Here is a 14838-nt window from a genome sequence, read left to right on the forward strand (position 1 = left end):
GCCTGCAACCGTGTATTGCGGCGTTGCAGCAACTATGCTCTAGTCGAGACATCCGGTGCCTCCAGATGCGCTCAACGGATTGAGCGGGGACGAGTGTCGCCGCTCACCCGACATTGAGGCAGAGATGGCCCCCCGCAACCGCCAAGGGCTTTACGACCCGCAAGATGAGCGAGATGCCTGTGGTTTCGGCATGGTCGCCCAGCTCGACGACCAGCCGTCCCGACTGCTGGTCGACACCGCTATCGCCGCGCTATCGCGCATGACCCACCGCGGCGGCGTCGCCGCCGACGGTGTTACCGGTGACGGCTGCGGCCTGTTGCTGCGCCGTCCCGACGTGTTTCTCAACGCGCTCGCCGCCGAGGCTGGCCTCACCCTTGGCGCGCGGTTCGCCGCCGGCGTGGTGTTCCTGCCGCACGACCCCACCGCCGCACAGGCCTGCCGCGACACGCTGGAACAGCAGCTGCGCGACGCCGGCTGCCAGCCGGTCGGCTGGCGCGTGGTGCCCACCGATCCCAGCGTCTGCGGCCAGCTCGCCCGCGACACGCTGCCGCATATCGAACAGGTGTTCGTCGATGCCGGTGCCACGCAGGACGAGGCTGCCTTCACCCTGGCCCTGTTCCTGGCCCGCCGCCGCAGCGAACAGCAGCTGCGTGACCACGCCGATTACTACGTCACCACGCTCAGCCCGAATGCGATCAGCTACAAGGGCATGGTGCTGCCGGACAAGCTGAGCCGCTTCTACGTGGACCTGCAGCGCAACGACCTGGCCTCCAGTGCGATCGTGTTCCACCAGCGCTTCTCCACCAACACGCTGCCGCGCTGGCCGCTGGCGCATCCGTTCCGGATGCTCGCGCACAATGGCGAGATCAACACCATCGAGGGCAACCGCCGCTGGGCCCAGGCGCGCAGCAAGGTGTGGAAGACCCCGCGCTTCGATATCGCCGAGTTCGATCCGGTGATCTCCATGCACGGCTCGGATTCGCAGAGCCTGGACAACATGCTCGAGCTGATGGTCAGCGCCGGCATGGAGCTGATCCAGGCACTGCGCATCCTGGTGCCGCCGGCGACCCAATCGCTGGAGTTCAAGGATCCCGACCTGGCCGCCTTCTACGAGTTCTACGGGCTCAACAGCGAGCCGTGGGACGGCCCGGCCGGCATCGTGGCCTGCGACGGTCGCTATGCCGCCTGTACCCTGGACCGCAACGGCCTGCGCCCGGCGCGCTGGATGCTCACCTCCGACCGTCACTTCCTGGTGGCCTCCGAAGCGGGCGTGTGGGAAGTGCCGGCCGAGCGCGTGGTACGCAAGGGCAAGCTGGGGCCGGGCGAGATGATGGCCATCGACCTCAAGCGCGGTGACCTGCTCGATTCGGACGCCATCGACCGCATCAACCGTGGCCGCGCGCCGTACAAGCAGTGGCTGCAGCAGGGCGTGACCTACCTGCAGACCGAGCTGATCGATCCGTCGCTGGTGGAAGAGCCGTTCGACGAGCGCACCCTGCGCAGCTACCACAAGCTGTTCCAGCTCAGCACCGAGGAAGTCGAGCAGATCCTGCGCCCGCTGGCCGAGACCGAGCAGGAAGCCACCGGCTCGATGGGCGATGACACCCCGATGGCGGTGCTGAGCCAGCACAGCCGACCGCTCTACGATTATTTCCGCCAGGCGTTCGCGCAGGTCACCAACCCGCCGATCGATCCGCTGCGCGAAGACTGCGTCATGTCGCTGTCCACCCAGCTCGGCAAGGAGACCAACATCTTCCATGCCGGCGCGGAGACGGTAAACCACGTCATCCTCAATTCGCCGGTGCTCAGCCAGCGCAAGCTGCGCCAGCTGATCAAGATGGAGCAGTACGCCGACAAGAACCGCCTGATCGATCTGTCCTACAGCCTGGACGAGGGCCTGAAGGCCGGCATCGAGCGCATCTGCGCCGAGGCTGAAACGGCTGCACGCGAAGGCATCGTCATGCTGCTGCTGAGCGACCGTTATCCGGTGGCCGACCGGCCGATGGTGCATGCCCTGCTGGCCACCAGCGCGGTGCATCACCACCTCTCCAACGCCGGGCTGCGCTGCGACGTCAACCTGATCCTGGAAACCGGCACCGCGCGCGACCCGCACCACATGGCCTGCCTGCTCGGCTTCGGTGCCACCGCGGTGTATCCGTACCTGGCCTACCAGACCCTGTTCGACCTGGGCCGGCGCGGCATCCTGCAGCTGAGCAAGGGCGGCGAGCAGTCGCAGATCGGCCGCCGCTACCGCAAGGGCATCTACAAGGGCCTGTCCAAGATCATCTCCAAGATGGGCATCTGTACCGTGGCCAGCTACCGCGGCGCGCAGCTGTTCGAGATCGTCGGGCTGGATGACGAGGTCGTGGACCTGTGCTTCCCGGACACCGCCTCGCGCGTGGCCGGCGTCGGCTTCGCCCGTCTGGACGATGAGGCCCGCGAGCTCACCGTGCGCGCCTGGAACGACCTGTTGCGCCCGGATGTGGGCGGCGTGCTGAAGTACGTGCACGGCGGCGAATACCACATGTACAACCCGGACGTGGTCATGACCCTGCAGCGCGCCGCGCGCAGTGGCGATGCCACGGACTGGCAGCGTTACTGCGAAGCCGTGCATGGCCGGCCGGTGTCGGCGCTGCGCGACCTGCTGCAGCTCAAGGCCGCGCCCACGCCCACCCCGCTGGACCAGGTGGCCCCGGCCGAAGACCTGTTCCGCCGCTTCGATACCGCCGCGATCAGCCTCGGTGCGTTGTCACCGGAAGCGCACGAAGCGCTGGCGATCGCGATGAATCGCCTTGGCGGCCGCAGCAACTCCGGCGAAGGCGGCGAAGACCCGGTGCGCTACGGCACCGAGAAGCGCAGCAAGATCAAGCAGGTGGCCTCGGGCCGCTTCGGCGTCACCGCCGAGTACCTGGTCAACGCCGAAGTGCTGCAGATCAAGGTCGCCCAGGGTGCCAAGCCCGGCGAAGGCGGCCAGCTGCCCGGGCACAAGGTCAACGAACTGATCGCGCGGCTGCGCTACGCCAAGCCGGGCATCGGCCTGATCTCGCCGCCGCCGCACCATGACATCTATTCCATCGAAGATCTGGCCCAGCTGATCTACGACCTCAAGCAGGTCAACCCCACCGCGCTGGTCTCGGTGAAGCTGGTCAGCCATGCCGGTGTCGGCACCATCGCCGCGGGCGTGGTGAAGGCCGGCGCCGATCTGATCACCGTGTCCGGCCATGACGGCGGCACCGGGGCCAGCCCGGTCAGTTCGATCCGCTATGCCGGCGTGCCGTGGGAACTGGGTGTGGCCGAATCGCACCAGGCACTGGTGGCCAACGATCTGCGCGGGCGTACCCTGCTGCAGACCGATGGTGGCCTGAAGACCGGCCTGGACGTGATCAAGGCCGCGCTGCTGGGCGCGGACAGCTTCGGCTTCGGCACCGCGCCGATGATCGTGCTGGGCTGCAAGTACCTGCGCATCTGCCACCTCAACAACTGCGCCACCGGCGTGGCCACCCAGGACGAGCGCCTGCGCGCGCAGTACTTCACCGGCCTGCCCGAGCGCGTGGAGAACTTCTTCCGCCTGCTGGCCGAGGAAGTGCGTGGCTGGCTGTCCTACCTGGGCGTGCGCTCGCTGGACGAGATCGTGGGCCGCACCGACCTGCTGCAGCAGCTGGACGTCTCGCCGCGCCCGGGCGTCAAGGTGGATCTGTCGCGCCTGCTCAACCCGGCCGAGTACGCCGGCAGCCACTGCGCCGCGCAGCGCCTGTACGAATCGCCGGACAGCCTGGCCACGCAGATGGATGGCCTGCTGGCCCCGGCGATCGCCGGCAAGCTCGGCGGCGAACACCGCTTCCTGATCCACAATACCGACCGCTCGATCGGCACCCGCCTGTCCGGCGAGATCGCGCGCACGCACGGCAACCAGGGCATGGCCGATGCACCGCTGACGCTGCGCTTCCGTGGCACCGCCGGGCAGAGCTTCGGCGCGTTCAACGTCGGTGGCCTGCAGCTGGAGGTGGAAGGCGAAGCCAACGACTACGTCGGCAAGGGCATGGCCGGCGGCCGCCTGGTGGTGCGTCCGCCCCGTGGCGCACGCTTCGAGGCGCGCAACACCGCGATCATCGGCAACACCTGCCTGTACGGCGCCACCGGCGGCGAGCTGTTCGCCGCGGGCCGCGCCGGCGAGCGCTTCGGCGTGCGCAACTCCGGCGCGTTGGCGGTGATCGAAGGCGCCGGTGATCACTGCTGCGAATACATGACCGACGGCATCGTGCTGGTGCTGGGCAAGGTCGGGCTCAACTTCGGCGCCGGCTTCACCGGCGGCCTGGCCTACGTGCTGGATATCGACCGTGATTTCGTGGACCGCTACAACCACGAGCTGATCGACATCCACCGCATCTCGGCCGAGGGCTTCGAGAACCATCGCCAGCATCTGCATACGCTGATCAGCCGCCACCGCGAACTGACCGGCAGCATCTGGGCGCAGCAGATCCTCGACGAGTTCCGCGATTACGTGGGCAAGTTCTGGCTGGTCAAACCCAAGGCCGCCAGCATCGAATCGCTGACCGACTCGCTGCGCCGCGCCGCCTGACCGGGGTCAAGGCGCCGGCCCCGCGCCGGCGCCGCACATCCCACCGCTGTAGTGCCGGCCGCTGGCCGGCAACCTCACATTGCAGTGCCGGCCGCTGGCCGGCAACTCATCACCGCAGGGCCCACCCATGAGCCGCAAGCAAGCTTTCCAGTTCCTCGATCTGCCCCGGACGATGCCGCAGCGCATCCCGGTCGAACTGCGCACCTCCGGCGACTGGGGCGAGCTGTACGGCAAGTTCGGCAAGGAAGACGCGCAGTTCCAGGCGGGGCGCTGCCTGGATTGCGGGAACCCCTACTGCAGCTGGAAGTGCCCGGTGCACAACGCGATCCCGCAGTGGCTGCAGCTGGTGCAGGAGAACCGCATCCACGAAGCGGCCACGCTGTGCCACTCGACCAATCCGCTGCCGGAAGTGTGTGGCCGCGTGTGCCCGCAGGACCGCCTGTGCGAGGGCAGCTGCACGCTGGAGGAATTCGGCGCGGTCACCATCGGCGCGGTCGAGAAGTACATCGTGGATACCGCGCTGGCCACCGGCTGGCGCCCGGACATGAGCGCGGTGGAAGCCACCGGCAAGCGCGTGGCGGTGATCGGTGCCGGCCCGGCCGGGCTGGCGTGTGCCGACAAGCTGGCGCATGCCGGCATCCAGGCGGTGGTGTATGACCGCTACGAACAGATCGGTGGGTTGCTGCAGTTCGGCATCCCCAGTTTCAAGCTGGACAAATCGGTGATCAGCCGCCGCCGCAACGTGCTTGAAGGCATGGGCGTGCAGTTCCGCCTCGGCGTGGAGATCGGCCGCGATGTGAGCATCGATGACCTGCTGGCCGAGTACGACGCGGTGTTCGTCGGCACCGGTGCCTACCGCTATACCGATGGTGGCCTGCTCGGCCAGGACCTCAAGGGCGTGCTGCCGGCGCTGCCGTTCCTGGTGCAGAACAGCCGCATCGTCAGTGGCAGCGACGCACACGGCCGGCCGATCGCCGGCTGGGAGGACCAGATCGCCCTGCCCGACCTGGAAGGCAAGCGCGTGGTGGTGCTGGGCGGCGGCGATACCGGCATGGACTGCGTGCGCAGCGCGATCCGCCTGGGCGCGGCCAAGGTGACCTGTGCCTACCGCCGCGACGAGGCCAACATGCCCGGCTCGGCGCGCGAGGTGGCCAACGCCCGCGAGGAAGGCGTGCGCTTCCTGTTCAACCGCCAGCCGCTCTCGATCGAGGCCGGCGCGGACGATGAAGTGATCGGCGTGATGGTGGTGGAAACGCATCTGGACGAACCGGATGCACAGGGCCGCCGCAACGCGGTGCCGATCGCCGGCAGCGAATCGCTGCTGGAAGCGGACGTGGTGATCATCGCCTTCGGCTTCTCGCCGAGTGCGCCGGGCTGGCTGACCGAGCAGGGCGTGGAGGCCGGCAACAACGGCCGCATCGTGGCCGGTGGCAGTGGTCGCCTGCCGTTCCAGACCGCCCACCCGCGCCTGTTCGCCGGTGGCGATGCAGTGCGCGGCGCGGACCTGGTGGTGACGGCCGTGGCCGAGGGCCGCGACGCGGCCGGCAGCATCGTGCAGCTGCTCTCGGCGTAACGGCGCCGTTGCGGTGCCGGGGTGAGGCGATGCCGGGCGCGTCGCCTCGCGCCCGGGCCCTCACGTACTGCGCGTGCGGCCGCTCAGGCGGCGCGCGATACCGCCGGTACCGGCGTCTGACGCACGCCGGCGCGCTCGATCTCCAGTGCCATCAGCAGCTCGATGTTGTCCAGCTGGTCGCGGATGCGGCGGTTGCTGACCACATCATCGTGGCCGCGGCCCATGTGTGCATCGAGCATGCGCGCCAGCCCGGCCAGCAGCACCTCGGCATCGGCCTGGGGCGCCTCGCGCAGCACCGTGGCCAGCGCGCGGATGCGGCGGCCCGTCTCCGAGGCGGCTGGCGAAGATGAGGAGACGGCGGGGGAAGGGGGGAGGGTCATGGCAGGGGGTTTCCTGATTGACGGACGACCACCACTGTCGGATACGGCCCCTCCCGAGACCATGCAACAACTACGAAACTGCGTGAAGACGCGTGATCTCCATCACTGTTCGACGCTTGCTTCCCCGCAACCTGGGCGGATTACACTGGCGCGGCCTTTCTCTGGACTGCCCTCATGCGCATCGGCCTGGCCGCGAACCGCCTGCACCACCACGACAAGCACGCCGCGTTGTTCCGCTGGCTGCGCGCCAGCGATACCGGCCTGCGCGAACTGGGTGTCGAGCTGCATGCGGTCGGGCGCACCTTCGATGCGATCCAGCGGCTGGGCTTCCTGCAGGACTTCGCGCCGCTGCGCCGCTACCCGAATGGGCGCGAGGGCGGCCTGATGAAGCTGGTCGCCGAGGTGGTGGGCATGGGCACGCCGGAGCGCACCCTGGACGGTGCCATCTATCTGATGGACCCGGTCGACCCGTCCTCGGTCTTTCCCGAAGCGACCGCGCTCAAGCGCCAGTGCGTGATCCACGGCAAACCCTTCATCTCCACCGTCGCCACCGCGCGCGACTGGGTGGAAGTCGAGCGCCTGCACGCCGGCCTCGCGCCGGACCCGGGCGCCGATGATCTGCACGCTTTCGAGCAGCACACGCTGGCCTTGATCGCGCACGACGCGATGAAGCCGGCGATGCTGGCCTTCGCCGACGAGCATTTCCAGGTGCTGTCACGCTTCCGCAACCGGGTCGGCACCGGCACTACCGGCCAGCGCCTCAATGAACTGGCGTGGAGCCGCGGCTGGCCACAGGGCGAGGAATGGGTGACGCGCTACCAGAGCGGCCCGATGGGCGGTGATGCGCAGATCGCCGACCGCGTGCTGGAAGGCCATTGCCAGCGCGCGATCTTCTTCGAGGACCCGCACGTGGCTCGCCAGCACGAAGCTGACATCCAGCTGCTGGAGCGTGCCGTCACCACCGTGACCGATCAGGCCGTGTGCATCACCGCGCCGCGCGTGGCGGCGCGCTGGGCGCAGGCGGCCGCGTTGCGGATGGGGAACTGACGGAACCGTCGCACCGGTAGTGCCGGCCGCTGGCCGGCAATCGCGCGAGGGTGGGTTTGATGAGGAGCCGGCCAGCGGCCGGCACTACCCGGTAGAGCACGCGTTGCCGCGGCCGTTATGGTGTCGGGGTCAGCAGCTGCCGCAGCGTGGCCTTGAGGCGCCGCCCTTCGAGCTGGAAGTAATCCCGCTCGGCGCGCCACGCCGGGAAGCGCTTCTCCACTTCGGCCCAGAATGCCGGGGAGTGATTGGCCTGGATCAGGTGGCAGAGCTCGTGCACCAGCACGTACTCGAAGGCCGAGGGCCGCCCCAGCACCAGGGCCAGATCCAGCGCCATGCTGCCGTCCGGCGCCAGCGAGCCCCATTGCGAGGACATCACCTTCAGCCGCAGCCGCGCCGGTGCACGTGGCAGGCCGGGCAGGTAGCGCGGCAGCCACTGGCCGACGTCGGCACGCGTCTGTGCTTCATAGAACTCGCGCAGGGTGCGGCGCAGGGTGGCGTCGGTCCCGCGCGCGGGCCAGTGCAGGCAGGCACCGCGCTCGTCCGCGCGCAGCGTGGCGTAGCGGCCCGCTTCCCAGCGCAGCGGCAGCAGTTCGCCGCGCAACGGCAGCATACCCGGCTCGCCGATCACCAGCGGTGGCGGGAGGTTGGTGGCCTGGTAGCCGCGCAGCTGTTCGGACAACCAGCCGCGATGCTGCTCGAGGAAACGCTCGCCCATCACCAGGCTGGCGCGCGGCGGCAGGGTCAGCCGGACACCGCGCTCATCGACACTGAGCTTGATCCGGCGCGCCCGCGGATCGCGCACCCGCAGCACGTCGATCTCGGCATCCTCCAGGCGCAGCCGTACCGTATCGCGCTGCAGCGTGCTGACAGCCGGCGAAATCAGGCGGCGGAGGAATCCGGACATGGGTACAGCATAGCGCCGGCCGTGACCGGCGCATGACTGGGGACTGATCGGTACCGGTCAGTCCGCCTTGCTCAGCTTGAAGGCCTCTTCCAGCAGCAGGAACAGGCGGCGCACTTCACCGCTCTGCAGGGCGAAACGGGCGTCCAGTTCGGCGCGGCGGCCGTCGTCGTCGGCATGCTCGAGCTGGTCCAGCGCGCCATCCAGGAACTTGAGCTTGCGCACGATCAGGTCATCGCCCAGCACGAAGGACAGGTTGTCCTCGAACACCAAGGCGAGCTTGGTGACCTGCTTGCCGGCATCCAGGTGCTTGTCGATCTCGTCGCAGCGCAGTTCCTGGTGCTGGCACTTGACCACCGCGCCACCCTCGGCCGGATCCTTCATCTCGCACTCTTCGCCCAGGCTCAGCCCGGTCGGCAGGGGTTCGCCGGCGATCCAGCCGGTGAGGATCGACCGTGGGGCGACTTCGGCGTTCAACGGCATCGCCGGGAAGCTGCCGAGCAGGCCACGGATGTCGGACATCATGTTCTCGCCCTTCTTGCTGCTCGAGCAGTCCACCGCCACGTAGCCGTGGGTCAGGTCGATCAGCGCGTCGGTACGCGAGCTCTTCACGAAGGCGCGCGGCATCAGTTCGTGCAGCAGGTCGTCCTTCATGCGCTTGCGCTCGCGGCCGCCGGGCTTGCGGCCTTCCTTCTCTTCGATCTCCTCGAGCTTGCGGGCCAGCAGATCATTGACCACCGCGCCCGGCAGGATCTTGTCCTCACCGCCAACGGTCAGCCACAGCGCATCGCCGACACGGTGCGAGAACACGGCTTTTTCTTCACGGCCGAACGGCGAGATGAAGCCGCGCGAATTCATTTCAAGCGGACCGACCGGCTTGAGCAGCACCTGCGGCAGCAGGGTGTCCACGTCGGAAAAATCGGTGGCGGTCGGGAAGCGGAACAGCGTCAGGTTGCGAAAGAACATGGACGTCCAGGGTAAGAGCGTGAAAGGAAGGGCGGGCGCACCGGCGTGGCTCAGGCCGGGCCGGTGGCGTGCCCGGGGTCGTGGGCAGTGCCGGCCCAGGCCGGCGGGTCGGGCAACGGGGCGGCCGCAGCGCGCCCCAATGCCATGAAATCAAACAGCGCCGGATCGGCCAGCTGCGAAGGATGGATGTTGCCCAGCGCGCGTGCGATCTGGTCGATGCGGCCGGGCTGGTCGCGCTCCCACTGCTGCAGCATCTGCTCCACCTGGCGGCGCTGCAGGGTGTCCTGGCTGCCACACAGGGTGCACGGAATGATCGGGAACGCGCGCGCCTGCGCGTAGGCGCTGATATCCGCTTCGCTCACATAGGCGAGCGGGCGGATCACGATGTGCTGGCCGTCGTCGCTGCGCAGCTTGGGCGGCATCGCCGAGAGCTTGGCGTGGTGGAACAGGTTGAGGAAGAACGTGGCCACGCTGTCGTCGCGGTGGTGGCCCAGCGCGATCCTGGTGAAGCCATGTTCGGCCGCGTGCCGGTACAGCGCGCCACGGCGCAGGCGCGAGCACAGCGAACACATCGTGCGGCCTTCCGGGATCACCCGGCTGACCACCGAATAGGTGTCCTGCTCGATGATCTGGAACGGCACGCCGATCGAGGCCAGGTAGGTGGGCAGCACCTGCTCGGGAAAGCCCGGCTGCTTCTGGTCCAGGTTCACCGCGACCAGTTCGAACGGCACCGGCGCTTTTTTCTGCAGCTGCAGCAGGATGTCAAGCAGGGTGTAACTGTCCTTGCCACCGGACAGGCACACCATCACTTTGTCGCCGGCCTCGATCATGCCGAAGTCGGCGATCGCCTGGCCCACCTGGCGCCGCAGCTGCCGTGCCAGGCGGTCCTGCACGCCGCCGGACGCGCGCGGATCGCGGGCGCGCGGAACGGGATCGGGCAGACGGATGACAGCAGCGCTCATCCCTTCATTCTACCGGCTGGGGCGCACCCTCACAGGGGCCGGGAAGTGACTGCGTTCACTCCCGGCGGTCACCGCAGATGTGTATGCTCAGCGCTTGTGGACACCATGACACCCACCGATATCAGTGCCCGCCTTGCCGCGCTCCGGCAGGAGCACCGTGCGCTGGATGAGCAGATCCTGGGCATGGCCGCCAACGGCGACGATGAGCTGGAGGCCAAGCGCCTGAAGCGGCGCAAGCTGCAGCTGAAGGACTGCATCGCCAAGCTCGAAGACATGTTGATTCCAGACGAGCCGGCGTAGAGCCGACCGTTGGTCGGCTGCTGTTGCTCCCGGCGGCATGAACCCTTGGCGTGAGGCTTCGGACGGTGGTCAGCGTCGGTCAGCCGGGGCACGCCGTGTTGCCCGGTCTCCGGACGCTTGTGCCGCGCTTGCGCGCGGGTACCGACCAACGGTCGGTACCTACGAATTGCTGGCGAACGCAACAAGATCCGGATACGTCCGGATGCGCCCGATGCGTCGGATACGGCCGGATACGGCCGGATACGTCGGATACGTCGGATACGTCGGATACGTCGGATACGTCGGATCGACGATGTGCCGTCGTCAATCCGTGCTGACCGGCTCTTCCGGCTTTGCCGCTTCCGGGCTGACACGCTCGATGGTGTGGCGCAGTTCGCGGCCGAGGATGAACTTCGCATCCTTGGCCCACGCATCCAGGCGCGCATCGAACAGCAGCTTGCTGTTTTCATCCGGCCACACCAGGCGCAGCTCGCGCAGCTTCTGGATGAAGCCGCGGAACAGGGTGCGGTCGAAGAATTCCGGCGCGGCCGGCGCATAGAGCAGGCTCAGGCGCTGCGCGGCCTGCTGGCAGAGGCTTTCCAGCTCGGCTGCGCCCAGCGTGCCGGGGCCGTTCTTCACCAGCACCGAGATCGCGATGTAATAACGCTCGAACGCCTGCTGCAGCGAATGGCCGATCGCACGCAGGCGGAAGACTTCATCGGTCTGCCCGGTGTTGCGCGCCAGGATGCCGCCGTCGTCGTCGTTGATGTTCTGCAGCAGCCCTTCGCGCACGAACACGTTGATGGTCTGCTCGATGCGCTGGGCGAACTCGTCTTCGGTCCACGGCAGGAACAGCTCGGCCTGCAGGAACGGGTACACCGTACGGCCCAGCTGGACCAGCCCGGTGCGGCTCATGCGGCGGTTGTTCTGGAAGCAGCAGGCCACCCACGAGGAGGCGGTGAACAGATGGATGACGTTGTTGCGGAAGTAGCTCAGCAGCACCGCGGTATCGCCGCTCACACTGAGCACATCGCCGAGCGGATGCTTGATGCGGGTGAGGACGTTGATCTCCTCGGCGTGGGCGATGATCCGCTCCGGCGAGTGCGGGGTCACCGTCACCCGGTCCGAGTACGGCATCTCCACCAGCAGGGTCTTGCACAGTTCGATCTGCGCGATCAGGTCCGCCTCGCCCATCGCATGCTTGGGCGTGGACAGCAGCGCCAGCGCGAGCAGGTTGATCGGATTGACGTCGGCGGCGCCGTTGATATGCACCTGGATGCGTTCGGCCAGGTGATCCACCGTGCCGGACAGCCACGAGGGCTTCTCGTCTTCGCCGACCGGCTGGCCGTTCCACTCCGGCGCACGCTGGGCGAGCACGTCGTTGAGCGCGATCGGCTCGCCGAAGTTCACCACCACCTGGCCGTAGTTCTGCTTGAGCACCTTGGGGATCGACCACAGCAGCGACCAGATCGATTCCTTCTCCTTCGGCCGGCCGGACAGTTCGTCCAGGTAGCTGCCGCCTTCCATCAGCTTTTCATAGCCGATGTAGACCGGCTGGAACAGCACCGGCTTGCGCGGCTGGCGCAGGAAGGCGCGCAGCGTCATCGAGATCATGCCGCCCTTGGGCTGCAGCAGGCGCCCGGTGCGCGAGCGGCCGCCTTCGACGAAGTACTCGATCGAGTAACCGCCGGCGACCAGCTGCGCCACGTATTCGCTGAGCACCGCCGAGTACAGCGCGTTGCCGCGGATCGAACGGCGGATGAAGAACGCACCGCCCTTGCGCAGCAGCGTGCCGACCACCGGCAGGTTCAGGTTGATGCCGGCCACGATGTGCGGCGGCACGATGCCGCGGTCGTACAGCAGGTAGGACAGCAGCAGGTAATCCATGTGGCTGCGGTGGCTGGGCACGTAGACCACTTCGTGCCCGGGCGCAGCGGCCTTGAACTTGTCCAGGTGGTGGACCAGCACGCCGGCGTAGATGCGGTTCCAGACATGGCTGAGCATGAAGCTGGCCGAACGCACCACGGGACTGGAGTAGTCCGCGGCGATTTCCCACGCGTAGGCGTGGGCTTTCTTCCAGGCATCGGCCGGCTTGGAGTTGTCGCGCTTGGCCTGCGAGGCGATCGCTTCGCGCACGGTGTCCGCGTCGAGCACCTTGTCCACCAGCAGGCGGCGGGTCGACAGGTCCGGCCCGATCACCGACTCGCGGATGCGGCGGAAATGGGTGCGCAGCACGCGCTGCAGCTTGCGCACGGTGCGCTCGGGGTCCAGCCCCTCATCGACCGTGGTGCGCAGCGAGATCGGCGGGGCGAAGCGCACGATCGTGCTGCGGCCGTTGAGCAGCACCGCCAGCAGGCGACGGAAACGACCCACCAGGGCCCAGTTTTCCGAGAACAGCACCGCGAACCAGCCGCTCTGCTTGTCCGGCGCGCGGCCGACGAAGATCGAGACCGGCACCAGGTGCACGTCCAGCTCGCCACGGGCGCGGTGCGCCTGCAGGACCTTGGCCAGCGAGTCGGAGTGGGTCTTGGCGCCACGCTGCTCGGGGATCAGTGAGTTGCTGCTGCTCCGGCGCGACAGGGCCAGGTAGGCGCGCTTGCGACCGGTCGGGTCACCGGCGATGGGCACCAGCGGCGACGGCAGGCCGGCCTCGCGGCAGGCCTTGTCCAGGATCAGCGCGTTGGACAGGCCGTAGTCCTCCAGCACGTAGACCACCGGCCGGCCATCGTTGTACTGGCCGGGATGTTCGGGTTCGATCTTCAGCGACAGCCACGGCTCGACCAGGCGGCCGAGCAGGCGCGCCCACCACGGCGGGCGGCCGCTGGGCGCGCGGGTGCCGGGCACGATCGCCGACGGCACGATGGCCGCCGGCTCCGCATCGACGGCAACGGCCTCCGCGGGCGCGCCAGCGACCGGCGGGACCGGAGCGGCAGCACCGTCGGACGGCACGGTAGCGGGCGACGAGGACGTGGCGTCCGGCGTCTTGGGCGGCTCTTCGCCGGGGAAAGGCAGGGGATTCTGGTTCGGCATCGGCTTCATTATGGCTTAGCCGATGCGGAAGCATCGTCCTTGACCGCTGCAGCGGCTTCTGCCTCGGCCGCCTGGCGGGCGTCATGTTCAGCTTGTGCGGCGTCGGCGGCCTGCAGCAGCGCGTCGGTGTCTTCCAGCGTGCGGGTCACATACCAGTGGCCTTCGCGCCGGGTCATCCGCACCTGCGCTTCGATCTGCTCGCCGGCCAACGTGTACTGGATGCGCACCACGGCGTCGTCGCCGAGCTCGGAGGTCAGCTCGCCGCGCAGCCCGGTCAGCGCCTCATCCAGGGACAGCCCGTAGCTGGCCAGGGCCGTCTTGAAGGCTTTGATGAAGGGACTCAGCCGGCGCAGGCTCTCTTCCATGCCGGCCGCCTGCAGCTCCGCATCGGTGGACAGCCCGGCGGTGCGCGCGGTGGCCGTCAGCAGGGTGATGGTGGTCCTGGCCCGCTGCTTGTCCGTCAGTGGCGCGGCGGCAGCCCAGCGGCTCAGCGCGTTCACCACCTGGGTGTAATGGGCACGCTCGCTGTCGCTGTACTCGCTCTGGTTGCGCAGGTACTGCTCGCCGAACAGTCCCATCGAGTGGGCAGCCTGGCGGACCTGGGTCGCCTGGCCGGCGATCTGGGTATCGAACGAGCGCTGCAGCCGCTGCGGCGCATCCGGCCGCGACAGCGCGGCCAGCATCGGCAGCAACTGCCCATCCAGCGGCAGCTCGGTCAGCGGCCAGCGGCTGTGGCCCTGGCTCCACGCGCCCTGCAGGCGTGCGTACTGGCTCGGCGGCACCGCTGCCTTGGCGTACCCGACCAGATCGTTGTCGGCGACCCGCTGGGCCAGCTGTTGCAGGGCCGCGACCGGCTCGGACGCCGGCGCGTCCGGATCGATCTGCTTGTCCTTGCAGGCACTGAGCAGCACCAACCCGCACAGGGCCAGCGCCAACACCTGCCCTCGGTACTGCCACGGCTTCAACGACATGGACATGAATTCGGACTCCCCGGACCGGTCCGCATCTTGCGGCCTGTTCGGTGACAGCGGCAAGCCGGCAGACCTGCCGACCCTGCGCTTTATGCGCAAGCCCTTGAATGTACAGAAAAACCGGCGGTGACGGGGCCGCTCCGCCCCGTC

The 14838-nt window shown here is 68.3% G+C and carries 11 protein-coding genes; 5 read left to right on the plus strand and 6 right to left on the minus strand.

Annotated elements, in window-relative coordinates; translation table 11 throughout:
• The first annotated feature begins 124 nt into the window (after window positions 1–124).
• Window positions 125–4579 carry a glutamate synthase large subunit gene (gene gltB / locus PV764_RS18190; RefSeq protein WP_019184128.1) on the plus strand — a complete coding sequence of 1485 codons (4455 nt, stop codon included), beginning with the start codon at window positions 125–127 and terminating at the stop codon, window positions 4577–4579.
• A 127-nt stretch (window positions 4580–4706) separates the two neighbouring features.
• Window positions 4707–6152, plus strand: coding sequence for an FAD-dependent oxidoreductase (locus PV764_RS18195; RefSeq protein ID WP_070426335.1), 1446 nt, complete (start codon window positions 4707–4709; stop codon window positions 6150–6152).
• Window positions 6153–6235: 83 nt separating this feature from the next.
• Here PV764_RS18195 and PV764_RS18200 read toward each other — a convergent pair whose 3' ends face one another.
• The gene (locus tag PV764_RS18200; RefSeq protein ID WP_046274226.1) at window positions 6236–6532 is read right to left on the minus strand and encodes a hypothetical protein; all 297 of its coding nucleotides are present in this window, start codon (window positions 6530–6532) and stop codon (window positions 6236–6238) included.
• Between the two features lie 174 nt (window positions 6533–6706).
• On the opposite strand from PV764_RS18200, the gene PV764_RS18205 reads away from it, so the two are divergent.
• Window positions 6707–7579 carry a methylglyoxal synthase gene (locus PV764_RS18205; RefSeq protein WP_019184125.1) on the plus strand — a complete coding sequence of 291 codons (873 nt, stop codon included), beginning with the start codon at window positions 6707–6709 and terminating at the stop codon, window positions 7577–7579.
• A 115-nt stretch (window positions 7580–7694) separates the two neighbouring features.
• On the opposite strand, the gene PV764_RS18210 is transcribed toward PV764_RS18205, so the two are convergent.
• From PV764_RS18210 to ttcA, 3 genes are read right to left on the minus strand one after another with little or no spacing between them, the layout of a single operon-like run.
• On the minus strand, window positions 7695–8483 hold the full coding sequence (locus PV764_RS18210) for a M48 family metallopeptidase (protein ID WP_421117229.1): 789 nt from the start codon (window positions 8481–8483) through the stop codon (window positions 7695–7697).
• 57 nt (window positions 8484–8540) lie between these two features.
• Window positions 8541–9446, minus strand: a complete 906-nt coding sequence (locus PV764_RS18215; RefSeq protein WP_019184123.1) for a recombination-associated protein RdgC — start codon at window positions 9444–9446, stop codon at window positions 8541–8543.
• Between the two features lie 50 nt (window positions 9447–9496).
• Complete coding sequence (gene ttcA, locus PV764_RS18220) at window positions 9497–10408, minus strand: tRNA 2-thiocytidine(32) synthetase TtcA (RefSeq protein ID WP_421117230.1); 912 nt, start codon at window positions 10406–10408, stop codon at window positions 9497–9499.
• A 105-nt stretch (window positions 10409–10513) separates the two neighbouring features.
• Between ttcA and PV764_RS18225 the strand changes: the two genes are divergently transcribed.
• Entirely contained in the window at window positions 10514–10708 is a 195-nt protein-coding gene (locus PV764_RS18225) for a YdcH family protein (RefSeq protein ID WP_019184121.1), read from the plus strand.
• 303 nt (window positions 10709–11011) lie between these two features.
• Here the strand turns inward: PV764_RS18225 and plsB are convergent, their stop codons facing one another.
• Both plsB and PV764_RS18235 read right to left on the minus strand, forming a co-directional pair.
• Window positions 11012–13726, minus strand: a complete 2715-nt coding sequence (plsB, locus tag PV764_RS18230; protein ID WP_421117232.1) for a glycerol-3-phosphate 1-O-acyltransferase PlsB — start codon at window positions 13724–13726, stop codon at window positions 11012–11014.
• Window positions 13726–14694 (minus strand): hypothetical protein, encoded by a 969-nt coding sequence (locus PV764_RS18235; protein WP_070427497.1) that lies wholly within the window; start codon window positions 14692–14694, stop codon window positions 13726–13728. Before PV764_RS18235 ends, plsB begins: the two co-directional genes overlap by 1 nt.
• On the opposite strand from PV764_RS18235, the gene PV764_RS18240 reads away from it, so the two are divergent.
• Window positions 14693–14818, plus strand: coding sequence for a hypothetical protein (locus PV764_RS18240; protein WP_261798221.1), 126 nt, complete (start codon window positions 14693–14695; stop codon window positions 14816–14818). The genes PV764_RS18235 and PV764_RS18240 overlap by 2 nt on opposite strands.
• The last annotated feature ends 20 nt before the right edge of the window (window positions 14819–14838 follow it).

It is taken from the genome of Stenotrophomonas sp. AS1 (genome assembly GCF_048957655.1).
Taxonomy (GTDB): Bacteria; Pseudomonadota; Gammaproteobacteria; order Xanthomonadales; family Xanthomonadaceae; genus Stenotrophomonas; species Stenotrophomonas bentonitica_A.

Excerpts from the sequence above, each read along its gene's own strand:
- PV764_RS18205 (WP_019184125.1), top strand. The coding sequence starts at position 6,707 with ATGCGCATCGGCCTGGCCGCGAACCGCCTGCACCACCACGACAAGCAC.
- PV764_RS18210 (WP_421117229.1), bottom strand. The coding sequence starts at position 8,483 with ATGTCCGGATTCCTCCGCCGCCTGATTTCGCCGGCTGTCAGCACGCTG.
- PV764_RS18235 (WP_070427497.1), bottom strand. The coding sequence starts at position 14,694 with ATGTCCATGTCGTTGAAGCCGTGGCAGTACCGAGGGCAGGTGTTGGCG.
- PV764_RS18215 (WP_019184123.1), bottom strand. The coding sequence starts at position 9,446 with ATGTTCTTTCGCAACCTGACGCTGTTCCGCTTCCCGACCGCCACCGAT.
- gltB (WP_019184128.1), top strand. The coding sequence starts at position 125 with ATGGCCCCCCGCAACCGCCAAGGGCTTTACGACCCGCAAGATGAGCGA.
- PV764_RS18240 (WP_261798221.1), top strand. The coding sequence starts at position 14,693 with ATGAATTCGGACTCCCCGGACCGGTCCGCATCTTGCGGCCTGTTCGGT.
- PV764_RS18200 (WP_046274226.1), bottom strand. The coding sequence starts at position 6,532 with ATGACCCTCCCCCCTTCCCCCGCCGTCTCCTCATCTTCGCCAGCCGCC.
- plsB (WP_421117232.1), bottom strand. The coding sequence starts at position 13,726 with ATGAAGCCGATGCCGAACCAGAATCCCCTGCCTTTCCCCGGCGAAGAG.
- PV764_RS18195 (WP_070426335.1), top strand. The coding sequence starts at position 4,707 with ATGAGCCGCAAGCAAGCTTTCCAGTTCCTCGATCTGCCCCGGACGATG.
- PV764_RS18225 (WP_019184121.1), top strand. The coding sequence starts at position 10,514 with ATGACACCCACCGATATCAGTGCCCGCCTTGCCGCGCTCCGGCAGGAG.
- ttcA (WP_421117230.1), bottom strand. The coding sequence starts at position 10,408 with ATGAGCGCTGCTGTCATCCGTCTGCCCGATCCCGTTCCGCGCGCCCGC.